This window comes from Buttiauxella agrestis, assembly GCF_900446255.1.
GTDB classification, from domain to species: domain Bacteria; phylum Pseudomonadota; class Gammaproteobacteria; order Enterobacterales; family Enterobacteriaceae; genus Buttiauxella; species Buttiauxella agrestis.
In genome coordinates this window covers 1,747,950-1,770,802 of the sequence record NZ_UIGI01000001.1, presented here as the reverse complement: position 1 = coordinate 1,770,802, position 22,853 = coordinate 1,747,950, and the positions used below count along the sequence as shown (strand labels likewise).

General features: G+C 54.7%; 18 protein-coding genes, 1 tRNA gene and 1 pseudogene. 11 read left to right on the top strand and 9 right to left on the bottom strand.

Translation table 11 applies throughout. The features are described from left to right. Positions 1-112: 112 nt before the first annotated feature. The 3 genes from DY231_RS08385 to ttrS all read right to left on the bottom strand — a co-directional run bounded on the left by DY231_RS08385 (position 113) and on the right by ttrS (position 2,918). Positions 113-517, bottom strand: coding sequence for a YybH family protein (locus DY231_RS08385; RefSeq protein ID WP_115627971.1), 405 nt, complete (start codon positions 515-517; stop codon positions 113-115). Positions 518-610: 93 nt separating this feature from the next. Further along, positions 611-1,198: a tetrathionate respiration response regulator TtrR gene (gene ttrR, locus DY231_RS08380; protein ID WP_115631799.1), complete on the bottom strand. Its 588-nt coding sequence runs from the start codon at positions 1,196-1,198 to the stop codon at positions 611-613. Next, positions 1,173-2,918 carry a tetrathionate respiration histidine kinase TtrS gene (ttrS, locus tag DY231_RS08375; RefSeq protein ID WP_370511349.1) on the bottom strand — a complete coding sequence of 582 codons (1,746 nt, stop codon included), beginning with the start codon at positions 2,916-2,918 and terminating at the stop codon, positions 1,173-1,175. Before ttrS ends, ttrR begins: the two co-directional genes overlap by 26 nt. A gap of 214 nt (positions 2,919-3,132) precedes the next feature. On the opposite strand from ttrS, the gene ttrB reads away from it, so the two are divergent. The 9 genes from ttrB (at position 3,133) to DY231_RS08330 (ending at position 15,301) form a co-directional block, all read left to right on the top strand. Beyond that, the gene (ttrB, locus tag DY231_RS08370; protein WP_115627969.1) at positions 3,133-3,867 is read left to right on the top strand and encodes a tetrathionate reductase subunit TtrB; all 735 of its coding nucleotides are present in this window, start codon (positions 3,133-3,135) and stop codon (positions 3,865-3,867) included. Further along, complete coding sequence (gene ttrC / locus DY231_RS08365; RefSeq protein ID WP_115627968.1) at positions 3,868-4,890, top strand: tetrathionate reductase subunit TtrC; 1,023 nt, start codon at positions 3,868-3,870, stop codon at positions 4,888-4,890. Then, the gene (gene ttrA / locus DY231_RS08360) at positions 4,883-7,948 is read left to right on the top strand and encodes a tetrathionate reductase subunit TtrA (RefSeq protein WP_115627967.1); all 3,066 of its coding nucleotides are present in this window, start codon (positions 4,883-4,885) and stop codon (positions 7,946-7,948) included. Before ttrC ends, ttrA begins: the two co-directional genes overlap by 8 nt. Before the next feature lie 170 nt (positions 7,949-8,118). Then, entirely contained in the window at positions 8,119-9,579 is a 1,461-nt protein-coding gene (locus DY231_RS08355; protein ID WP_115627966.1) for an AMP nucleosidase, read from the top strand. Between the two features lie 12 nt (positions 9,580-9,591). Beyond that, a complete protein-coding gene (locus tag DY231_RS08350; RefSeq protein ID WP_115627965.1) occupies positions 9,592-11,370 on the top strand; it encodes an aminopeptidase P family protein in 1,779 nt (592 codons plus the stop codon). 198 nt (positions 11,371-11,568) lie between these two features. Then, positions 11,569-11,644 (top strand) — tRNA-Asn (locus DY231_RS08345). 240 nt (positions 11,645-11,884) lie between these two features. Beyond that, positions 11,885-12,922, top strand: a complete 1,038-nt coding sequence (locus DY231_RS08340) for an extracellular solute-binding protein (RefSeq protein ID WP_034496415.1) — start codon at positions 11,885-11,887, stop codon at positions 12,920-12,922. Beyond that, entirely contained in the window at positions 12,906-14,594 is a 1,689-nt protein-coding gene (locus DY231_RS08335) for an ABC transporter permease (protein WP_115627964.1), read from the top strand. The genes DY231_RS08340 and DY231_RS08335 overlap by 17 nt, the downstream gene beginning before the upstream one ends. 11 nt (positions 14,595-14,605) lie before the next feature. Next, the gene (locus DY231_RS08330; RefSeq protein ID WP_115627963.1) at positions 14,606-15,301 is read left to right on the top strand and encodes an ABC transporter ATP-binding protein; all 696 of its coding nucleotides are present in this window, start codon (positions 14,606-14,608) and stop codon (positions 15,299-15,301) included. Between the two features lie 8 nt (positions 15,302-15,309). Here the strand turns inward: DY231_RS08330 and DY231_RS08325 are convergent, their stop codons facing one another. Together DY231_RS08325 and DY231_RS08320 are read right to left on the bottom strand one after the other, a co-directional pair. Further along, entirely contained in the window at positions 15,310-15,687 is a 378-nt protein-coding gene (locus DY231_RS08325; protein ID WP_115627962.1) for a DUF4440 domain-containing protein, read from the bottom strand. Next, positions 15,684-17,065: pseudogene (locus DY231_RS08320) on the bottom strand (MFS transporter). Before DY231_RS08320 ends, DY231_RS08325 begins: the two are co-directional and overlap by 4 nt. A 107-nt stretch (positions 17,066-17,172) precedes the next feature. Here DY231_RS08320 and DY231_RS08315 point away from each other — a divergent pair. Next, positions 17,173-18,072 carry a LysR family transcriptional regulator gene (locus tag DY231_RS08315; RefSeq protein ID WP_115631798.1) on the top strand — a complete coding sequence of 300 codons (900 nt, stop codon included), beginning with the start codon at positions 17,173-17,175 and terminating at the stop codon, positions 18,070-18,072. Positions 18,073-18,140: 68 nt separating this feature from the next. Here the strand turns inward: DY231_RS08315 and DY231_RS08310 are convergent, their stop codons facing one another. From DY231_RS08310 to DY231_RS08300, 3 genes are read right to left on the bottom strand one after another with little or no spacing between them, the layout of a single operon-like run. Beyond that, on the bottom strand, positions 18,141-18,443 hold the full coding sequence (locus tag DY231_RS08310; protein ID WP_115627961.1) for a putative quinol monooxygenase: 303 nt from the start codon (positions 18,441-18,443) through the stop codon (positions 18,141-18,143). Positions 18,444-18,445: 2 nt separating this feature from the next. Further along, entirely contained in the window at positions 18,446-19,099 is a 654-nt protein-coding gene (gene nfsB / locus DY231_RS08305) for an oxygen-insensitive NAD(P)H nitroreductase (protein ID WP_115627960.1), read from the bottom strand. Positions 19,100-19,126: 27 nt separating this feature from the next. Further along, positions 19,127-20,134, bottom strand: a complete 1,008-nt coding sequence (locus DY231_RS08300; RefSeq protein WP_115627959.1) for a zinc-binding alcohol dehydrogenase family protein — start codon at positions 20,132-20,134, stop codon at positions 19,127-19,129. Between the two features lie 111 nt (positions 20,135-20,245). Here DY231_RS08300 and DY231_RS08295 point away from each other — a divergent pair, with 111 nt between their 5' ends. Next, positions 20,246-21,157 (top strand): LysR family transcriptional regulator, encoded by a 912-nt coding sequence (locus tag DY231_RS08295; protein WP_115627958.1) that lies wholly within the window; start codon positions 20,246-20,248, stop codon positions 21,155-21,157. A 39-nt stretch (positions 21,158-21,196) separates the two neighbouring features. On the opposite strand, the gene DY231_RS08290 is transcribed toward DY231_RS08295, so the two are convergent. Continuing rightward, positions 21,197-22,714, bottom strand: coding sequence for an AbgT family transporter (locus DY231_RS08290; RefSeq protein ID WP_115627957.1), 1,518 nt, complete (start codon positions 22,712-22,714; stop codon positions 21,197-21,199). Positions 22,715-22,853 lie beyond the last annotated feature (139 nt).

Genomic DNA, 22,853 nt, shown 5'->3' with positions numbered 1-22,853 from the left:
ACCGGCCCAAACAGGGTTCTGGCACGAAGCCATCAACGCAATAGCCGTAGGCCGTGAAGAGCAGACGTCGTACCTGAAAAATACAAATCCGCTGTCATTCAGGCAACGTATTTTAGGCTGTATCAGCATCCAAAAGAGAAGTCCCATAAGAGTTGTCGATGGTACAAAGCCAACGACTATCACTTTCCTGCCGAAATACATAGGTTGCACGACGCGTTGTTTCAACTATTCCATTATTACCATCGGGGAAACGAAGCACTGTTTCCATGATAACAAGCGCATTGCCGCCACCTTCTATGACCTGCATATCCCCCTGTTCAACGATGAGCTGATCCTGAAAATAATCAGAGATGGCAATAAATGCTTTGCGGATATTATCTTTCCCTTTGACGATCATACCCGGCTTAACCACCAGAGCCGCATCTTCAGAATAATTTTCCATCAGAGAGTCAAAATCTTTAGCGGAGATCGCTCTGTCGCACGATTCAATGATCTGGCGTAGCGGATGTGTGTGCATGAATATTACCTTTGTTAAGTGACTAACCCTTACTACCCTGCAACTCAGCGTAGTTGTATAGCTACTAAGTTTTTTGTTTTTCCACCGCACCAATCATTCCCGCACCTGCTGCAACCGGTTCACCAGTTCTGCCAGGCTGCCTGCCTGCATCTTTTCCATCACGCGGGCACGATGGACTTCCACCGTCCGCACCGCAATATTCATGCTGTCGGCAATCTCGCGGTTGAGCAATCCGTTTGCCACCAGCCCTGCCAGCTCCCGCTCTTTCGGGGTGAGTTGCTGATAGCAGGCGACAATTTTTTGCCGCTCGACCGCCTGGGCAGAACCCCGTAACGCGTGCTCCAGCGCAATCTGAAGGGGTTTTGCCGCAACGGGCTTTTGCAGAAAATCAACGGCGCCGCGTTTCATTTGCGCCACCGCCATGGGGACATCGCCGTGCCCCGTCAGGAACACCACCGCCAGCGTGCTGCCGCGCCGCAGCATCTCTTCATGTATGCCCTGCCCGTCCATCACTGGCATACGCATATCCAACAACAATACTCCGGTCTGGTACAGGTCAGCCTGAGACAAAAACATCGCCCCTTCATTCCAGCAACGCACGTCGTACCCTAAGCTTTCCAGCAAAAATGCGCAGGCTTTGGTGACTGCCACATCGTCATCCAGCAGATGAATTATCGCCATCGCAACTTTGTTCCTCTGTGTGCGAAAAATCTAACACTACCGCCACACCCTTCTGACCATCCGGGGCGATTTGATTCAGGATACCGATCTCTCCCTGGCCGTAACGGACCAGCCGCTGGCAAATCACCAGCCCTAACCCCATCCCCTCTTCGCGGGTGGTCATAAAGGGTTGGAAGGCCTGGCGCAATAACACGTCGTCGATGCCTCCGGCGTTATCCTGTAAGGTGATACGCGTCCCGCCGCCGTGATGTTCGGCCATAACCCACACCTTTGTCGCACCTGCCTGAGTGGCATTCAGGATAAGGTTCGTCAGCACTTGTTCAAGCAACACGGGCGGCAGATGCAAAGCCAGTTCGGGATTTCCCTCCATTTGCAGCGTTACTGCCGGAAAATCCTGCGCCATGCGCAATAATTGCCAGACGTGTACAACCGCTTCACGAATGTTGACTCGCCTCCACTCCTGCATAATGGCCGGATTCCCCTGCGCCTGGCTCACCCAGTGGCGCAGATTGCTTAGCGTATCGGCGCCACGTTGTGCCTGGCTGTCGATTTCTTTTAGGGCGGGTAGCAGCGGATGCTGCCGATCCTGAGCCTCCAGGCGAATCAGGCAGCCTTCGGCATAATGGCGAATAGCGGAAAGCGGCTGATTCAGTTCGTGGGCAAAACCGGAAGTCATCTCACCCAGGACGCTCATTTGCCTTGCCGTTTCCAGGGCCTGTTCTTGTTGGCGCAACAGCACATTATTGCGTTCTAACTGCTGGCCACGCCGCCGCACAAGTAGCATGACCCAGATATAATTTAACGAGAGCAACAGCAGAACCAGCGCCGCGCCACCCATCGCCGGCTGGTGTTGAATCAACCAGCTTTTGACATCCAGCCACAAACGCCGCTGCTGCGGATGCTGGCGCACATCATGTAACAGCGTTTCGACCTGGCTGGTAGAAGCCGGAGCCCCCCAATGAAAAGGTGCGGCTTCCGGCGAATTAAACAGCACCCGCGTCACACTGTCCGCCAGTTCATCGCTGACCATCGGCAGCGCCGCAAAAGACCAGTCCGGGTAAAGCGGCGTACTGGTTAAACAGGGAATTGAAGCCGGATGGTTTAACAGCGCCACAAAATCGTCTTTATGGATAAGCCCTTCTTTATCCATATTTTCCAGCAGGCAAACCGGGACTATCGCCGCCTGAACGGCTTTTTCGCGTAACAAATACAGCAAGGCATCAGCCGGGAAGCCGGTAAAACGCAGCTGTAAGTCCCGTTCCGGGCGAATACCCGCATCACTGAGCGCTTTATACCCCAGCAAATACCCACCAAAAGCCTGCGCATCAATCGCGCCCACCGTTTTACCGATCAGATCGTGTACGGAGGTGATCCCGCTGTCGCGTCTGGTCAGGATCACACTGCCGATAACGTTGCTCGCCGCTTTACCGCCGCGAGTAGAACGCAAAGAGGCCAGCCAGCGCAGCGGTGAATGGCTATTGAGTTGCACAAACTGCGCCGGATTCGTCACCACGAATTGAACCGTCTTACGGTTCACCGCCTCCTGCATCTGGTGCAGATCGAGCGGTTGAATATGAAACTGTTCGCCAGGCAATTGTTGATTGAGCAACGTTTCCAGCGGTTGCCAGTGGCTGCGCGTCTGCACCTCACCGCGCATTGCCAGAATGCCAATGTTCCATGACCCCGCCCATGCCGCGCTACTCATCATGATGGCTGACATCAGTAACGCAAGGCGTCTTATCGGTATGCCTTTCACTGAATAATCCCTGTTAATTATGTTGTTTTAGATCAACAACAAGCCGGGTATGTGGTTAACCACAATAGAGTCCCCCCTCCCTGATTTTTACACTGTAAATCATCGACATTTTTTATACATCACAAGCCGATCAATGACGTGACTTATGTTTTGTTGTTGCGTCACAACGGGAGAAAATATGGACAGCAGCAAACGGCAGTTTCTCCAGCAGTTGGGCATCCTGAGCGCGGGCGCCTCGTTGGTGCCACTGGCTCAGGCAAAATTCCCCTTCTCCCCTGAGCGGCATGAAGGTTCCCCGCGCCATCGTTATGCGATGCTTATCGACCTGCGCCGTTGTGTTGGCTGCCAGGCCTGTACGGTCAGTTGTGCCATTGAAAACCAGACGCCGCAGGGCGAATTTCGCACCCATGTGAATCAATATCAGGTGCAACTGAAAGGCGAATCGAGCGTCACCAACGTGCTGCTGCCCCGCCTGTGCAACCATTGCGATAATCCGCCCTGCGTCCCGGTCTGCCCGGTTCAGGCGACGTTTCAGCGGGAAGACGGCATTGTGGTGGTAGACAACACACGTTGCGTCGGCTGCGCCTATTGCGTTCAGGCCTGCCCCTATGATGCGCGCTTTATCAACCACGAAACCCAAACTGCTGATAAGTGCACTTTCTGCGTCCATCGTCTGGAAGCGGGATTACTCCCCGCCTGTGTAGAGTCCTGCGTCGGCGGCGCACGTATCATCGGCGACCTGAAGGATCCGAACAGCCGTATCACGCAGATGCTCCACGAGCACTTTGATGCCATCAAAGTGCTGAAACCAGAGAGCGGCACCCAACCCCATGTTTTCTATTTAGGTCTGGACGAGGCGTTCGTTACCCCATTAATGGGCCGCGCTCAACCCGCACTCTGGCAGGAGGTTTAAATGACGCATTCTCTGTTAATCGAGGAAGTGCTGGCTCGTCCGCAGGACATCAGTTGGCTTCCCTGGGCGGTGCAATATTTCTTTTTCATCGGCATTGCCGCTTGTGCCGCTTTGTTTGCCTGCGTGCTTCACTGGCGCAAAAGCGAGTCGGCAAAACTGGAAAACCTGACGCTGCTGATTGCCTTAACGTGCGCGATCACCGCCCCTCTGGCACTAACGGCAGATCTGCACCAAACCGCTCGCTTCTGGCATTTTTATGCTTATCCAACACCATGGTCGTGGATGCCCTGGGGCGCACTATTTCTGCCGCTGTTCACCGGGTTCCTGGGATTGTGGTTTCTCGCCCAGCAAATCAAGCGCTTCACACAAAAAAGTTACCGCGTGACGAAATGGCTGGCGCTGGCAAGTGCCTTAACCGCGGTAGGATTGCTGGTCTATACCGGTCGTGAAGTGTCGGTGGTACAGGCGCGTCCTGTCTGGTTTAGCTACGCGTTTCCGGTCGTGATGTTCCTTAGTGCTCTGCAAACCTTTTTTGCCCTGCTCGTTGTTTCGCTTCAGGGTGAACAGCCGCTACAGCGAAAACTGGCCCACGGACAACTCTGGACGCTGGGGTTACTTGCCCTCGTCATCGCGTTTTGGGTCAGCGGCGAAACACTGTCCGGCATCGCTCTTCGTGACTGGCTTGCGGTGGCCCCTTCCGCCAGATACTACGCGGCCGGTTGGGCGGTATTCTGGTGTTTATCTCTTGGTATGAGCGGCGTGGCATTGGTTAAGCCGTTATCCACGCCGTTACGTATTTTGCAGGCGTTCAGCGCGATGGCGTTGTGCTGGCTGATGCGCTGGACCTTACTGATTCAGGTGCAAACCGTGCCGAAATTTAACGCGCAATTTAACCCTTACACCCTACCCGCAGGGCCCGATGGCTGGCTTGCCATCTTCGGCACCTTTGGCTTGTGGATAGCGCTGCTCATTATTGTTCGTGAAACCGTAAATGGTCTGGCAAGGAGAATGCAACATGGCTAATTTAACTCGTCGTCAGTGGCTTAAAGTCGGCCTCGCCGTCGGCGGGATGGTGACGTTCGGACTGAGCTATCGGGATGTCGCAAAGCGTGCCATTGACGGTTTGCAAAACGGAACCTCCGGCAAGATAACCCGCGATCGCATCTTCGGGAATGCGTTGATTCCTGAGGCTAACGCCCAGCCACACTGGCAGCAAAATCCGCAACAAGTGATCTCGATGACGCAATGCTTTGGCTGCTGGACGCAGTGTGGCGTGCGCGTTCGGGTCGACCGCGAAAAAGGGAAAGTGCTGCGCATCGCTGGCAACCCTTATCATCCTTTATCCCATGAACAGCACATTAGCGCCTCGGTCCCGTTTGCCGAGGCGATGGCGAAACTTGCGGGAGAAACCGGTCTCGACGCCCGATCCACCGCCTGCGCCCGTGGCGCAACCATGATGGAAGGCCTGTACAGCCCGCTGCGTATCCTGGAGCCGATGAAACGCGTGGGGAAACGTGGGGAAGGAAAATGGCAGCGCATCAGCTTTGAACAATTGATTGAAGAAGTCGTGGAAGGCGGCGATCTGTTTGGCGAGGGGCATGTAGAAGGTTTACGCGCAATCCATGCCCCAGATACACCGATTGATCCGCAGCACCCTGGATTCGGCCCGAAAACCAACCAATTACTCGTTACCAATGCCGGTGATGATGGACGCGATACGTTCCTGCGCCGTTTTGCGCTCAACAGTTTCGGCAGCAAAAACTTCGGTGCGCACGGTGCCTATTGCGGCCTGGCCTATCGCGCCGGTTCTGGTGCGCTGATGGGCGACCTGGATAAAAACCCACACGTGAAACCGGACTGGGATCACGTTGAATTTGCGCTGTTTATGGGCACCTCTCCGGCGCAGTCCGGCAACCCCTTTAAGCGCCAGGCCCGGCAACTCTCCAGCGCCCGCGTCCGCGATAACTTCCAGTATGTTGTCGTCGCTCCGGCACTGCCATTAACTACGGTGCTGGCCGACGATCGCGGTCACTGGCTGCCTGTTATTCCTGGTACTGATTCAGCGCTGGCGATGGGCATGATCCGTTGGATCATCGAGAAACAACGTTACAACGCAGACTACCTTGCCGCCCCTGATGCGCAAGCCATGCAGCTGGCCGGTGAAAAAAGCTGGACCAACGCCTCACATCTGGTGATCACCGATGAACTCCCGCCGCTTGCCGGGCAGCATTTAACGCTGGCGCATCTGGTGGCTGATGGCGCAAGCTCTCCCGTTGTGATGAATGAAAACGCGCAGATAGTTGCCGCCAACCGTTGCCAGCGCGCGCAGTTGTTTGTGACTCAGCAAGTTACGCTGGCTGACGGAAATATCGTCACCGTGAAAAGCGGATTCCAGTTACTCAAAGAGTCCGCCAACAAACTCACGCTGGCACAATACAGCCAGCAGTGCGGCGTGCCGGAAGAGAAAATCGCCGCGCTGGCGGATGCCTTCACCCGCCACGGGCGCAAAGCCGCGGTCATTACCCACGGCGGGATGATGGCGGGCAACGGATTTTACAACGCCTGGGCCGTCATGATGCTCAACGCGCTGATTGGCAACCTCAGCCTGGAAGGTGGCGTGTTTGTGGGCGGCGGCAAATTCAACGGAGCGGTCGATGGCCCGCGCTACAATATGGACAGCTTCCCCGGCAAGGTTAAACCGAAAGGATTGAGCATCGCGCGCAGCAAAACGGCCTATGAATCGTCAGAAGAGTATCGGAATAAGGTCGCCGCCGGGAAATCCCCCTTCCCGGCCAAAGCCCCATGGTATCCGTTTGTGGCAGGGCAACTGACCGAGCTGCTCACTTCCGCGCTGGAAGGCTACCCTTACCCGCTCAAAGCGTGGATCTCCAATATGACCAATCCGTTTTACGGCATCCCTGGGCTGCGGGCCGTAGCGGAAGAAAAACTCAAAGATCCTAACAACCTGCCGCTGTTTATCGCCATCGACGCGTTTATGAATGAAACCACTGCGCTGGCAGATTATATCGTGCCGGACACGCACAACTTCGAGAGCTGGGGGTTCAGCGCGCCGTGGGCGGGTGTCGCCAGCAAAGCCACCACTGCCCGCTGGCCTGTCGTTTCCTCAGCCACCAGCCAAACCGCCGATGGGCAACCCATCTCGATGGAAGCCTTCTGCATCGCCGTGGCAAAACGCCTGGAATTGCCAGGTTTTGGCGACCATGCGATTACCGATGCGCAAGGCAACCGCTATCCACTCAACCGTGCGGAAGACTACTATCTGCGTATTGCCGCCAACATCGCGTATCTGGGCAAAGCCCCTGTCGCGGCGGCGAATCAAGAAGATGTGGCACTCACCGGCGTGCAACGCATTCTGCCCGTGATGCAACAAACGCTAAAGCCAGAAGAGGTCAGTCGCGTTGCGTTCATCTATTCCCGGGGCGGGCGTTTTGCGCCAGACAGCAGCGGGCGAGAGGACAACCGCGTCGGCAATCTATGGCAGAAACCGCTGCAAATCTGGAATGCAGACGTCGCCGCTCATCGTCATGCGATCACTGGGGAACGTTATAGCGGCTGCCCGGCCTGGTATCCTGCACGACTGTCTGACGGCCGCTCCGTAGACGAAATGTTCCCTGTGCAGCAGTGGCCGCTGAAACTGATTTCGTTTAAATCCAATACCATGGCCAGCTCCTCTACGGTTATCCCACGGTTACATCATGTCAAACCGTCTAACCTGGTGGCGCTGAATCCAGAAGAGGGCAAGCGCTGCGGCCTGGCGCATGGCGACACCGTCCGAATTACGACACCCGGCGGGCACGCTGTGGCACAAATCAGTTTGCTTCACGGCGTGATGCCAGGGGTCATTGCCATTGAGCACGGTTATGGGCACCGTGAAATGGGGGCGGCGCAGCATTATCTCGACGGTGAAGCCCTGCCGATGGATGAAAAAGTCAAAGCCGGGATTAACCTTAACTATCTGGGGTTTGCCGACCCCACGCGTAAGGTCGCTAATACCTGGCTGGACTGGGTTTCTGGGGCATCAGTAAGACAGGGACTTCCGGCAAAAATTGAACGGATCTAATCCTTGCAGGTATAGGGTGGATAAGCGATAGCGCCATCCACCCGACCTGGGAAGAGGTTTGTTAGCAGGCTTCTTGTTTTCTCCTCCAGCCCCTTCCGTTGACGCCCGTCGATGACATACTATCGAAGCTGCAAACAGCCCTGTAAAAATCAGCAGGATGAGGAGAAAAGATGACGCATCAGACAGCCGCCACAGCCCTTACCCCGAACCAGGCCCTCGATAAATTAGAGGAGCTGTACGATGCCTCGGTCAACGCATTGCGCGATGCCATTGGCCAGTATGTTGAAAACGGCGCACTACCTGAATTTGAAAAACGCGCCGCAGGATTATTTGTTTACCCGGAACTGCGCGTCAGTTGGGATGGCACCGTTAAGCATCCAAATAAAACCCGCGCTTATGCCCGTTTCACTCATTCCGGCAGTTACACCACCACCATCACCCGCCCTGCACTTTTCCGCCACTATCTCGCCGAACAATTAACGCTACTTTACGAAGATTATGGCGCGCAGATTGAAGTGGGTTTATCGCAACATGAAATCCCTTATCCGTATGTGATTGATGGCTCCAGTTTGTCGCTGGACCGTTCAATGAGCGCCGGTTTACCGCGCTATTTCCCGACCACCGAACTGGCGCAAATTGGGGATGAAACGGCTGACGGCTTGTTCCATCCCACCGAGTTCTACCCGCTTTCGCACTTCGACGCCCGTCGCGTTGATTTTTCGCTCGCCCGCCTGCGCCACTACACCGGCACGCCGGTTGAGCACTTCCAGTCTTTTGTCCTGTTCACCAACTACACCCGTTATGTGGACGAGTTTGTGCGTTGGGGTTGCCAGCAGATCCTTGACCCGGAAAGCCCATACGTTGCGCTTTCCTGCGCAGGTGGCGTGTGGTTAACCGCCGACAGCCAGGCTCCTGAAGAAGCCATTTCCGATCTGGCCTGGAAGAAACACCAGATGCCCGCCTGGCACTTGATTGATGCCAACGGTAACGGCATCACGCTGATTAACATTGGCGTTGGCCCATCGAATGCGAAAACCATTTGTGACCATCTGGCGGTATTGCGCCCTGCGGCCTGGCTGATGATTGGCCACTGTGGCGGCCTGCGCGAAAGCCAGTCGATTGGCGATTACGTGCTGGCGCACGCTTACCTGCGCGACGACCATGTGCTTGATGCGGTTCTGCCGCCAGATATCCCCATCCCAAGCATCGCCGAAGTGCAACGCGCTTTGTACGACGCCACTAAACTGGTGAGCGGCATGCCGGGCGAAGAAGTTAAACAGCGTTTGCGTACCGGAACCGTCGTCACCACCGATGACCGAAACTGGGAGCTGCGTTACTCCGCCTCGGCCCTGCGCTTTAACCTGAGCCGCGCCGTTGCGATTGATATGGAAAGCGCCACCATTGCCGCGCAGGGTTATCGCTTCCGCGTGCCGTACGGCACCTTGCTGTGCGTTTCTGACAAACCGCTGCACGGTGAGATCAAACTCCCCGGCCAGGCCAACCGTTTTTATGAAGGGGCGATATCTGAGCATTTGCAAATCGGCATCTGCGCCATTGATCTGCTGCGAGCCGAGGGCGAACGCCTGCACTCACGTAAACTCCGTACTTTTAACGAACCCCCATTCCGATAAGAGAACAGAAGAATGCAACCAACATTATCTCTGCATGCCCTACGCAAACTGCTCAAAGAACGCGACCTCGACGGCATGATCATTCCGCGAGCGGATGCGCATCAAAGTGAAGACTGCTCACCGAATGACAACAAACTGGAATTTATCAGCAACTTTGACGGTTCCGCAGGACTGGCGCTGATCCTGGCAGACCGCGCGCTGCTGTTCGTTGACGGGCGTTATCAGGTTCAGGCGCGTCAGCAAGTGAACCTTGAAGAGTTTGAAATCCACCATCTGAACGACGAACCGCTGCATCTGTGGCTGCGTGACAACTTACCCGCAGGTAAACGCATCGCGTTTGAGCCACTGCTGATGGTCAACAGCCAGTACGAAAGCCTGCGCACCAGCGGTTGCGACCTGGTTGCCGTCAATGACGACCCGCTCAATACTATCTGGACCGATCGCCCGGCAGCACCTCGCGGCGTTGTAACCCAAATGCCAGATGAGATCAGCGGTGAATCAAGCGCCGCTAAACGTGCACGCATGGCGGCTTTGCTTAAAGAAAAAGGCATCGACTACCTTGCCATCACCCTGCTGGACAACATTGCCTGGTTGCTCAACGTGCGCGGTTCCGACGTTGCCATGAACCCGGTTGCGCAGTCTTTTGCTCTGCTGAAAAACGACGGTGAAATCGAATGGTTTGTCGACGATGCAAAACTGCATCAGCTTGACAGCACCCTGCTGAACTCGGTCAGCCTACAACATCATGACTCTTTCCTGGCCCGTTGCCAGCAACTGCCCGCAGGTCAGCGTTTCTCGCTCGATGGTGATACGGCGCCTGTCGCAGTGCGCATTGCCGTAGAAGCGGGCGGCGGTGAGATAGCCTGGCAGCCCGATCCTATTACGCTGGTAAAAGCGAATAAAAACAGCACCGAACTGGAAGGATACCGCGCGTGTCATATTGAAGATGGCGTGGCATGGGTGAACTTCCTGGCCTGGCTCAGCCACGAAGTGCCACTGCGTGAAGCGGCGGGCAACCCGGTCACTGAACTGGAAGCGCAGGAAAAACAACTCGCCTTCCGCCAGCAGTGCGACAACTTCCGCGAGCAAAGCTTCAGCACTATTTCTGCTGCGGCCCACAACGCCGCCATGTGTCACTACCATTCCTCGCCAGAAACCAACATGGCAATAACCACCAAAGCGTTCTACCTGAACGATTCTGGCGGGCAGTATTTCAACGGCACCACAGATGCCACACGCACCCTGAACTTTGGGCAAGTCGATGCGCAGCGCCGCCTGCATTACACCGCGGTATTGAGAGGCTTCCTGGCGCTGATCTCTCTGCAATTCCCGCAAGGTACACAAGGCCACCAGTTGGATGCGTTCGCTCGCCGTCCATTGTGGGAAATGGGGCTCGACTACGACCACGGCACCGGCCATGGCGTGGGTCATTGCCTGTTTATCCATGAAGCCCCGCACCGTCTGGCGAAGAAAGTTAACCCGTGGCCGTTGTTGCCGGGCGTTATCCAGACCATCGAACCGGGTTACTACCTGGAAGGCAGCCACGGTATGCGAGTTGAAAACCAGGTTGAAATCGTTGCCTCACAGCCAGGCTTCTGCAAGTTTGCGTCGCTGACGTTGATCCCAATCGATCTGAGCGCGGTTGAAATATCGCTATTGAGCGAACAAGACATCGCCTGGCTTGATGATTACCACCAGCAGGTACGTGAAATCTTGTCGCCGCTAGTTTCCGGTGATGCCCGTCCGTGGCTGATTGAAGCGACCGCGCCGGTCAGAACTCAACATGCATAAACCCGACTGATCAACGGGTTTTGTCGGATGACGCTGCCGCTTATCCGACCTCCGAAAAGGTTTGTCGCCCGTATAAAGAGCCGCATATTGCGGCTCTTTTCTGCTATTTGTTGATTAAACCAGCAATCAAACAATTTTCCTCTAAACAGCCTTTGACAACCTGACGGGCGCTCGTTACTATGCGCCCCGTTAACCGATTCCTCTGTAGTTCAGTCGGTAGAACGGCGGACTGTTAATCCGTATGTCACTGGTTCGAGTCCAGTCAGAGGAGCCAAATTAAAGAAGCCTGCTTAGGAAACTAAGCGGGCTTTTTGCTTTTTATTTCCCCGCCAACCTTCTATTTTCCCTCACCATGTTCGGCATCACATCGTTGGTTAAAGTTGTGTAAATGTGAATTATTTGCACTTAGCGATTATTGTAAATGCTAGTAGTTATCATTTATCGTGCGCCTGCCCGCAAGAACTCTTCCTGACGGGACACCAACGACGTTCCAACCACTCTGGGATATAAAACGATGAATGCTCTGCCTCGCACCGGACTGCGCCGTATCACGCTTGCATCGGCTGTGGTTTTATCCGTCAGCCTGCCGGCTTTCGCACAAGATCCTCTGACTGTTTACACCACTCGTGAACCTGGCCTGATTCAGCCATTGCTGGACACCTGGACGCAAACCAGTGGTGTCAAAGTGAACACGGTTTACATCAAGGATGGCATGCTCGAGCGTGTAAAAGCGGAAGGCAAAAACTCCCCTGCCGACCTGCTGATGACCGTCGATGCAGGCAATCTTATCGATTTAGTTGAAGCGGGCGTCACACAACCCGTGCAGTCGGAAATACTGACAAAAGCTATCCCGGCAAACCTGCGTGGCGAGGATAACCAGTGGTTTGCACTTTCTATGCGTGCACGCGTGCTTTACGCCGAAAAATCGCTGCCAATTGATAACTGGCATTACGAACAACTTTCCAGCCCGGAATATAAAGGGAAAGTCTGTATCCGTTCCGGCCAGCATCCGTATAACACCGCGCTGATTGCCGCGATGATTGCGCACCACGGTGAAGCGAAAACCGAAGAATGGTTGCGGGGCGTCAAAGCCAACCTGGCACGTAAAGCCACCGGTGGCGACCGCGATGTTGCACGCGATATCCTCGGCGGCATTTGTGATATTGGCCTGGCGAATTCCTACTACATCGGCCATATGAAAAATGCCAAAGAAGGCACCGATGCGCGTAAATGGGGCGATGCCATTAAAGTCGTGAAGCCAACCTTCGAACAAGGCGGCACGCACGTCAACATCAGCGGTGCCGCAGTGGCGAAGTTTGCCCCTAACAAAGCAGATGCCGTGAAGTTAATGGAATACCTGGTCTCCGAACCCGCTCAGCAACAATATGCCAAAGCGAACTATGAATATCCGGTTCTGAAAGGTGTCGCGCTTGACCCGGTCATCAGCAATGTCATTGGCGAAATCGACGTTGATAAAATTCCATTAACCGAGATTGTTAAACACCGTAAACAAGCGAGTCTGCTGGTAGATAAAGTTGGATTCGATCAATAAATCACTTCGTCTTCCGACGTTACGCGGCCTGTTTTCCGGGCCGCAGTCTTTATTAACCCCGCTGCATCTTGGTGCGTTATGTGTTGCGCTTGGCGTACTCACGCCTGTCGTAGCGCTTATCTGGCAAGCAACGCAGGCTGATTTCTCGCACTGGGACAATCTCATCACTTTTGTTCTGCCTTCGGTGCTGAAAAATACCGTGCTGTTGCTGGCAGGTGTCGCCGTCATCGTGGGCGTGATTGGTGTTGGCAGCGCGTGGGCTGTCACCGCGTGGGATTTCCCCGGACGCAAAATTCTCAGTTGGGCACTGCTGTTACCGCTGGCGATGCCGACTTATATTGTGGCATTCGCGTGGCTCGATTTATTACATCCGATAGGCCCGCTGCAAACCTTCATTCGCTTTGTGCTGGGGTTCGACAGCCCGCGCCAGTTCCGTCTTCCGGATTTACGCTCGCTGCCTGGCGCTATTATTTTGCTGGGGCTGGTGCTCTATCCTTACGTCTACCTCACGACCCGCGCCATGTTTATCAGCCAGCCTGCGCATTTGCTGGAAGCCGCACGAACATTGGGTTGTAGCGCGGCGGGCACATTCTTTCGCGTGGCACTTCCCATGGCCCGCCCGGCGCTGGCAGTGGGGATTAGCCTTGCGCTTCTGGAAACGCTTAACGATATTGGCGCATCTGAGTTTCTCGGCGTACAAACCCTCACCGTCACGGTCTATACCACCTGGATTTCGCGCTCAGATCTCGCTTCTGCGGCGCAAATCGCCTGCATGATGCTGATGTTTATCTTCTGCATCCTGACGCTGGAATTTTATGGGCGTAAAAAACAAGGTTTCAGCAGCCGCAGCCTGCGTGAAATTCAGCCCACACGCGTACACGGCTGGCGTGGCTGGCTGCTTGGCGGCGTTATCGCGCTGCCGGTAATCCTGGGATTTTTGGCCCCGGTGATATTTTTAGCATGGGAAAGTGCAAAACGTTTGGGTGAAGAAAATGCGCTCTCACCCGCGTTGTTATCGGCCTTACAAAACACGTTATCGCTGGCTGCCGGAACCACGCTGGTGGTGGTTTGTGTCAGTTTGCTGGTGGCGTGGAGTGCGCGCCACAGTGCCGCCGACAACTCGATGTCCGGGTTTCGCCGCGGTGTGATGCGCCTTGCCTCTTTAGGCTACGCTGTGCCTGGCACCATCCTCGCGATTGGTTTTCTGACTCCTGCTATGGCTGTAGACAGATGGCTGGCCGATTTGCTGGAGATTCGCGGTCTGCCGCTGATGTCTGCCGGGATCTTGCTAGTTATCTGCTGCGCGATGCGTTTCCAGGCCATCGCCATCGGCGCACTGGATTCCGGCCTGAGCCGTATTCCCCCGACCCTCGAACAGGCTTCGCGTTTGTTGGGCGAAAATGGCACTGGCACCTTCGCCCGTATTCACCTGCCGTTATTGCGTCCGGCGCTGGTCAGCAGTGCGCTATTAGTCTTCGCCGATGCGATGAAAGAGCTGCCAACGACCCTGCTTTTGCGTCCGGTAAATTTTGAGACGCTGGCGACGCTGCTGTACGCCGAAGCCGCGCGCGGCACCTACGAAGAAGGGGCCATCGCCGCCTTGATGATTGTTCTCGCAGGCACATTGCCGGTTATTTTGCTGGTGCGCCATCAGATGACTCGCCAGGGTTAGAGGAGAGATTTATGTCAGAAATTGCCTTACGCCTTCAGGATGTTCACGTTGCTTACAGCAACAGTCAGCACCCCGTGTTGAAAGGGTTTTCGATGTCGGTGCGCAAGGGTGAGCTTGCCTGCTTATTGGGCGCATCAGGCTGCGGGAAAACCACGGTATTGCGGGCGGTTGCCGGTTTTGAACGGCTGCAAAGCGGTGAGATTTATGTATCACAAAAACGTGTCGCCGGGCCGGAGGTTCATCTGCCCCCGGAAAAGCGTCACGTCGGCATGGTATTTCAGGAATATGCCTTATTCCCGCATCTGACTGCCCAGCAAAACGTGGCGTTTGGCCTGCGCCGTCTCCCGCGCGAGCAGCAAAACGCGAGGGTGACGGAACTGCTGCGAATGGTGGAGTTACATAGCCATGCCAGCCGTTATCCGCATGAGCTTTCCGGCGGGCAACAGCAGCGTATCGCGCTGGCGCGTGCACTGGCACCTCATCCCGAAATTCTGCTGCTGGATGAACCGTTTTCAAGCCTTGATAAGCAAACGCGTGAACGCCTCGGCGGTGAGGTGCGTGATATTCTGCGGGACGCGGGGCAAACCGCGTTGCTGGTCACGCACAGCGAACACGAAGCCCAACTAATGGCCGACCATATCGGTTATGTGCAACAAGGTGAGTATTGCGCGAGCAAGTTACCCCGCGCTGAACACATTGAAAGTTAACCCAAACTTCAGGCCGCTATGGTTTCATGCAGGCGTAACCAGAGCAGCTCAGAACCCGCATTACTGAATATCACGGTGGAATGGCGCAGCGTGTTTTCTTGCCCCGGTAAACTTTGCCACTCGCTATAGCTGACCACCGCACCGGCAGGCCACTCGGCAATCACCGTTATCTCATCCAGCGAAATTTTTAATCCAGGTTTTGCGGCTGGCTGGGCCTGAAAGAATGCACTCAGTGAGTCAAAATTCAGTGTTTTGCCTCCGGGTGTAACCATGGTAAACACCGGCGAAAAGCGAGCCAGCAGCGCCTGCACTTCCCCTTCTCCTTTGCCAAGCCAGTTTTCGATTGCGACGTGAGCCTCGATCACTTCCTGAATGTAGCGATTCATCTTCTCTCCTTTTGAGCCTTGAGTTGACGCAAGATAGCGCCGTTAGCGATGCGCAGACAAAGCAGCGCAGGAATTAATGTGCTGGCCGCCGTCAGATAAAAACACCATTGATAAGCCGTGGCGGGAGGACGCGTTTCCAGCAAAATATTAAGCAGCAGGCTCAACACCGATATGCCCATACAAAAACTCAGCTGGCGGTTGATGTTCCACAGGGCGCTGGCCTGGCCGAGTTGCTCATCTGCCACCTGTAAAAAGGCGCAACTTTGCGCGGTGCTGCTGCACAGGCTGCCACCAAACCCCATCACGGCAAATGCCGCCAGCAAAAGGGGATATTGTTCCGCACTGTGAACCTGGGTCAACGCCAGAATACCCATCCCTTGCAGCAGACAACCCGTTATCAGCATAGGGCGTGGGCCAAAACGGTTGAAATGTTTTCCGGTGAACGTTATCGCCAGTAATGAAGCCATCGACCAGGGCACCATCAGGCTGCCGACTCGTGTCGCGCTCAGGTTAAGCTGGGTTTGCAGCCAGAGCGTCGCGATCAGGCTGACGCCAATAAACATCCCCGGAATACACTGATAAATCATCATGGCGCTGCGTAATAACGGCTCCTTCACCAGACGCAGATTAATCAGCGGTTGCGGATGACGCAGGCTATGACGTACGAATCCTGCGAACAGCGTTATCGCGCATAACAGCAGCACGATGCCCTTCAACATCTGGCCGTTTTCAGCCAGCATCGTGAAACCGAGTAAAGTACACATCAGCGCACCGCAGCCGCTAATCAGGCCGATAAAATCCAGCGCGGTGGGCTGCGTGGTGCGGGGTTCTTTTTGTAGCCAGACCGCCGCCAGCAGCAGCGCGATGAAAGCAAGCGGCAGATTAGCGAAGAAAACCCAGCGCCAGCTGAGTGAATCGACAATCCCCCCCCCATCGCAGGCGACAGCGCCGGAGCTAACAGGCCCACTAACATGATCGCTGCCGATAATGCGGCGCGTTCATGGCTGCGATAAAGCTGGTAGGTTAACGTCTGACCAACCGGGATCAGCAGCCCGCCGCCCATGCCCTGCAAAAGCCGCCAGCCAATCAGTTGCTCGATAGATTGCGCCATCCCCGCGCCCAGTGTCGCCAGCAAGAATGAACTCAGCGAAAGCAGCAAAACGTTGCGTCCACCGAGGCGCTGCGCGAGCCAGGCACTCAGCGGAATCACAAGCGTCAGCCCTAAAATATAGGCGTTACTGACCCAGGAAAGCTCGCTGACAGATGCCCCAAGTCCGCGCCCGATCGCCGGGTACGCGACGTTGGCGATAAACATGTTGATCAAATCAACGAAAAAGCCCAGCAGATAAACCATGGCAACTTTGGTGCGATAACGCATAAAACCTCCGGTTAGAGGCGACGGAGTGTAGCGGTATGGAAGAGGGGGATAAATCGGCTGGCAGGCGTTACACTGTCAAAATATTTTTGACAGTGACGAGGGTTATTGTGCTGAATCTGCAACGGTTAACCATATTTGTCGCCGTGGTGAAGGCCGGGAGTTTTACCGCAGCGGCTACCGCGCTGGGCCTGACCAAAGCGGTGGTGAGTTTTAACATCAAACAGCTTGAGGCGGAATCAGGCGTATCGCTGTTGGTGCGCAGCACCCGGCGGCTCTCGCTGACGGATGCGGGAGAGCGTTTTTATCCCCGTTGCCAGCACCTGCTTGAGGAAGCTCAAAATCTGCTGGACGATGTGCAGCGCGATCACCAGGGGTTGAGCGGCGTTTTGCGTATTACCAGCACACCGGAATATGGCTCGCAGGTGGTGGTGCCTGCGCTTGCGGCCTTTTCGCGTGAACATCCGCAACTGCGCATCCAGCACGTTTCTTCTTCGTATCATGCGGATTTGATAGCGGAACGATTCGATGTGGCTATCCGCCTGGGTCAACTGGCGGACTCAAATCATCGCGCCGCACCTGTTGATAGCTTCGCGATCTTACCCGTTGCCGCCCCTGCTTATCTGGCCGGACACCCCATAGAAAACCTGGCTCAGTTGGCGCAAGCCACATGGCTTGCACACAGCCGCCTGGCTTCGCCCCTTAGCTGGCAAGTCACAACCCCAGAGCGGCAGGCGATATTATTTGATGTGGAAAAACCGCCAACTATCGTCGCAGATAGCGCATCCGCGCTGCTGGCCTTTGCCCTTGCTGGTGCTGGTGTCGCCCTCTTACCCGAGTGGCTGGTGCGCCCGGCTATCGCCTCCGGTCAGTTACAGGCGGTACTGAATCACCACCAGTTTCCTCGCCAGAGCATCTATGCGCTATACCCTAATACTCGCCATGTCCCTGAGAAAGTCCGCGTGTTTATTGATTTCTTTCAGGCGTGGGTGGCTCGCACCAAAACATAGAAAAAAGGCCGTCACAGATACTGTGGCGGCCTTGCTTTTGTCGTTCAATGACAAAAAACAGTCAGGGCTTATGGCTCAACCGCAGTCAAACGAATGAGCTGCAAAGGCTCTGCCAATAACGCATCCATCTGCTGCACAAACGCCTGAAAATGCGGTAATGCGATATGCACATCCAGCGCTTCCTGCCCTTTCCAGGACTCGCGCACGTAAAACACATCAGGCGTTTCCTGAAGCTGGAACAAGGCGTAATCCAGGCAACCTTCTTCCTGGTGCGTCGGCGCTATCAGCGCCTGTAAAGCTGATTTCAGATTGTCGCGTTGCCCGGTTTTGGCTTTCAGCACTGCAATAATCGACAGCGTGTTATCACTCATTCTTAGCACTCCGTTAAAATTTCGCTGAACGCAAGACGCGATTTCGGCAGCGCCGCGTTAAAGTCTTCCACGCTGCGATAGCCAATTGGCACGATAACCAGGCTGGTGAAGCCTTTTTCGCGCAGGCCAAATTCTTCGTCCAGAATACGCGCGTCGAAGCCTTCGATTGGCACGGCGTCAATATTGAGCGTGGACACGCCCAGCAAGAAGTTACCGACGTTCAGGTAAACCTGCTTTTCCATCCAGTGCTGCGCATCTTTATAATCAAAACGGTGCATATTCACAAAATAGGAGCGGCCTTTGTGCTGCCCTTCCATCGCCTGCTGGCTGGCAAAACGACCATCGGCATTTTCCTGGTCCAACAGTTTAGACAGGTGCGTTTCATCAATGGCCGTTTTCGCGCAGAACACCACTACATGTGAAGCATCAAGCAATTTGCGTTCGTTGAACACATAGAAACCGGACGTCGCTTTGGCAATACGCGCTTTCGCTTCCGGCGTGCTTGCCAGAATAAAATGCCACGGCTGCGAGTTAGTGCTGGATGGGCTCAGACGCAGCAAATCTTTCACTTTCTCAATGTTTTCTTCGCTAATTTTTTTGTCGGCATCAAACGCTTTAGTCGAGTAACGGGATGCTGCTGCCTTAATAATATCCATGATAATTTCTCTATGATTTTTATGTAATTAGAAGCCTTCGAGGACGATTTTACCGACCGCACGATTGGTTTCAATTAATTCATGGGCGCGGCGCAGGTTGTCGGCATTAATGGTGCCGAAATGCTCGCCAAGCGTCGTCTGCAACACTTTCTGGTCAATCAGGTCAGCCACGCGGGTCAACAGGTGATGCTGCTCAATCATGTCGCTGGTTTCAAACATGGAGCGGGTGAACATAAATTCCCAGTGCAGTGAAATGCTTTTCACTTTCAACGGACGCGCATCCAGGGTTTCCGGGTCATCAATCAGCGCCAGTTTGCCTTGCGGCGCCAGGGCTTCTATCAGCTGCGCGTAATGTTTATCGGTCTGGTTCAGGCTGGCAACATGAGTGACCTGCTTCACGCCAATCCGCGCCAGTTCTTCCGTCAGGGGTTTGCTGTGGTCGATAACATGATGCGCCCCCAAATCGGATACCCATTTCTGGCTTTGCGGACGTGACGCGGTGCCGATAATCGTAATATTGGTGAGCTTGCGAGCCAGCTGCGTCAGAATAGAACCCACACCACCCGCCGCGCCCACAATCAGCAACACGTCGTTTTCATTACCTTTTTCTGTAACACCCAGGCGGTCAAACAACATTTCCCATGCGGTGATCGCCGTTAACGGCATTGCCGCAGCGGATGCGTTATCAATAGATTTTGGTTTCAGCGCCGCGATACGCTCATCCACCAGCTGGAATTCGCTGTTGCTCCCAGGGCGGGTCAACGAGCCTGCATACCAGATTTCATCACCCGGCTTAAACAGCGAGACTTTTTCGCCTGTTGCCACCACCACGCCGACCGCATCCCAGCCTAAAATACGCGGCTGGTCAGCGTTAAAACCGGCGCGGACTTTGGTATCAACCGGATTTACAGATATCGCTTTCACTTCCACCAGCAAATCGTGGCCTGTGGCGACAGGTGTCGGTAATGTAATCTCAGCCAGAAATTCCAGATTAGTGCCCGCCTGCGCGGCTTGAGTAATAGCAATAGCTTTCATGGTGTGCTCCAGAGAATTAAGAGTTCAGCGAGTGAATGAACTCATGGTACAAGGTGTGTCACAGGTGAAAAATAGCCCTTTGAAAACAACACTTATACTCGGAGAGTTAAAATGCTCAGGTTGGAAGACCTTACTTTGTTTGTCAGGGCCGCCGCTTTTAACAGTTTTAGCGACACCGCGCGTGAGGCTGGATTGCAGCCCGCGCAGGTCAGCACTGCCATAAAGCGCCTCGAGCAAACGCTGAATATCCGTTTATTTGCCCGTTCGACCCGCAGCCTGCGGCTCACACCCGAAGGCGAAACCTGGCTGCCGTACGCCATTAGCGCGCTGCAAACCCTGGAAAGCGGACTCGAGCAAATCCAGCCCGCAAGCGACGAAGTGCGTGGCGTGCTGCAAATTGCGGTGCCATCTGACCTCGGGCGCAACATGTTGCTGGGGTTATTTCAGGCTTTTCGCCGTGAGCACCCGGCTCTGCATCTGAAAATTCTGTTCTCCGACCAAATTGCCGATGTGTTTAAAGACCCGGTGGATGTCGCCTTCCGCTACGGCAACAACGATGACGCGTCGTATGTTTCACTCCCCCTGGCGCCGCATAATCAGCGGGTTGTTGTCGCCTCACCGGCCTACATTGCCCGCTGTGGCGAACCCAAAACCATCAGCGAACTGTCCCAGCACGATGCGTTAACCTACGCACTTCGCGGGCGAGTCTATGACAAATGGATGTTAAGCCTGGATGGCGATACCCATCATGTGGCCGTGAAAAGCGCCATGATGAGCGACGACGCCGAAGTGATTCGCCGCCTGGCGGTCGCGGGTGAAGGGATTGCTTATAAATCCTGGCTGGATGTCAGTGAGGATGTCAGCGAAGGTCGCCTGAAGATTCTTCTGCCGCAGTATCAGGGTGATAGCGTGCCGCTCAATATGATTTGCCCGCATCGCAAACAGCTTTCCACCACGGTGCGGTTGTTGCATCAGGCGGTTAAACAGCGCTGTGACGTGTTGCAAAACCTGATGCCTGAATAAATGGAAACCGGCCATCAAAATGGCCGGTTTGTAAAACACTTACGAAAGCGGATAGGTATACGGCGCGTTCACACCCAGCGGCAGACCCACTGCCCACCACACCAGCAGGAAGATGCTCCAGCAGATAAAGAAGATGACCGAGTAAGGCATCATCATCGATACCAACGTACCCACACCGGTTGATTTCACATAGCGCTGGCAATACACCACCACCAGCGGGAAGAACACCATCAGCGGCGTAATAATGTTGGTGGTGGAATCACCGATTCGGAACGCAGCCTGCGTCAGTTCAGGGGAAATCCCAACCGCCATCAGCATTGGCACCATGATTGGCGACAACAGCGCCCATTTTGCAGATGCAGAACCAATCAGAATGTTGACCACCGCCGTCAGCAGAATCATACCGATAATGGTCGCTTCGCCCGGCAGCGCCATGGTCTTCAGTACGTCCGCACCCGCCAGGGCAATCAGCGTACCGATGTTGGAATCACCAAAGGCTTTGATAAACATCGCGCAGAAGAAAGCCATTACCATGTATGAACCCATTTTGCTCATGGATTGGTTCATCGCGTCGATGACATCTTTGCCGCGGCTAAAGGTTCCGGCGACAAAACCGTAGACAATACCTGGGATGATAAAGATCAGGAAAATCAATGGCACGATGGACTTCATGATTGGCGCGCCATAGCTGGTCAGCGAGCCATCGGTCGGGCTACGCAGCAGCGAGGTTTCAGGCCATGCCAGCGCCGCAAGACCCGCCAGCCCCAGAAGCATCACCAGGCCTGCCACTTTAAAACCACGGCTTTCCGCAGCGGTGTAGCTGCTCATATCTTCGTTATGTTGATAATCGCCGTCGATTTCCAGTTTAGACACGCGTGGCTCAACAATACGTTCCGTCACCCACCAGCCAACCAGGGTAATCATCACCGTCGAACCGATACCGAAGAACAGGTTACATAAGGTGTTGACGGTATAAGTCCCGTCCAACAACTGCGCGGCAGTTTGGGTAAAACCTTGCAGCAACGCATCGTTACCGGTTGGCACCATGTTGGCCGCAAAGCCCCCTGAAACCCCGGCAAATGCCGCCGCAATTCCCGCTAACGGGTGGCGTCCGGCAGACATAAAGATAATCGCGCCCAATGGAATAACCAGCACGTAGCCCGCATCAGCGGCAACATGGCTGAACATCGCGACGAAGATAATCATTGGGGTTAACAGTTTCTTCGGCGTCACGCGCAGCATTTTTTTCAGGCCGGTATTAATAAAGCCTGAACTCTCTGCCACACCGACACCTAACATCGCTACCAGCACGATCCCCAGCGGAGCAAAGGTGGTAAACGTCGTCACCATTGAGGAAAGAGTGACGGTTAGCGCCTGTGCCGAAAGCAGGTTATTAATTCTGACTGCTTCATTGGTCACTGGATTGACGACATCAAAATCAACGGTGGACAGCACCGCCGACATCGCCATGACGACCAGTAAAAAATAGAAAAAGATTAATGCGGGTTCGGGTAATTTGTTCCCTGCTTTCTCAACAGCGTTGAGAAATCCTGTCATCAGACGACCTTCCGTGTTCCTTGTCGTTGTACTCATCACTACCTCGTCTTCCTGTTATATTCACCAAAGTCATTGCTTGCGGCAATTAATAACATTTTAGAATATTTCACTGCTAGTAACTTTACGTTACTAGTCAAAA

Coding starts and splice junctions, on each gene's coding strand:
- ttrS (WP_370511349.1), bottom strand. CDS start 2,918: ATGTCAGCCATCATGATGAGTAGCGCGGCATGGGCGGGGTCATGGAAC.
- ttrB (WP_115627969.1), top strand. CDS start 3,133: ATGGACAGCAGCAAACGGCAGTTTCTCCAGCAGTTGGGCATCCTGAGC.
- ttrA (WP_115627967.1), top strand. CDS start 4,883: ATGGCTAATTTAACTCGTCGTCAGTGGCTTAAAGTCGGCCTCGCCGTC.
- DY231_RS08340 (WP_034496415.1), top strand. CDS start 11,885: ATGAATGCTCTGCCTCGCACCGGACTGCGCCGTATCACGCTTGCATCG.
- DY231_RS08295 (WP_115627958.1), top strand. CDS start 20,246: ATGCTCAGGTTGGAAGACCTTACTTTGTTTGTCAGGGCCGCCGCTTTT.
- DY231_RS08325 (WP_115627962.1), bottom strand. CDS start 15,687: ATGAATCGCTACATTCAGGAAGTGATCGAGGCTCACGTCGCAATCGAA.
- DY231_RS08350 (WP_115627965.1), top strand. CDS start 9,592: ATGCAACCAACATTATCTCTGCATGCCCTACGCAAACTGCTCAAAGAA.
- DY231_RS08330 (WP_115627963.1), top strand. CDS start 14,606: ATGTCAGAAATTGCCTTACGCCTTCAGGATGTTCACGTTGCTTACAGC.
- DY231_RS08385 (WP_115627971.1), bottom strand. CDS start 517: ATGCACACACATCCGCTACGCCAGATCATTGAATCGTGCGACAGAGCG.
- DY231_RS08290 (WP_115627957.1), bottom strand. CDS start 22,714: ATGACAGGATTTCTCAACGCTGTTGAGAAAGCAGGGAACAAATTACCC.
- DY231_RS08310 (WP_115627961.1), bottom strand. CDS start 18,443: ATGAGTGATAACACGCTGTCGATTATTGCAGTGCTGAAAGCCAAAACC.
- DY231_RS08355 (WP_115627966.1), top strand. CDS start 8,119: ATGACGCATCAGACAGCCGCCACAGCCCTTACCCCGAACCAGGCCCTC.
- ttrC (WP_115627968.1), top strand. CDS start 3,868: ATGACGCATTCTCTGTTAATCGAGGAAGTGCTGGCTCGTCCGCAGGAC.
- nfsB (WP_115627960.1), bottom strand. CDS start 19,099: ATGGATATTATTAAGGCAGCAGCATCCCGTTACTCGACTAAAGCGTTT.
- DY231_RS08300 (WP_115627959.1), bottom strand. CDS start 20,134: ATGAAAGCTATTGCTATTACTCAAGCCGCGCAGGCGGGCACTAATCTG.
- ttrR (WP_115631799.1), bottom strand. CDS start 1,198: ATGGCGATAATTCATCTGCTGGATGACGATGTGGCAGTCACCAAAGCC.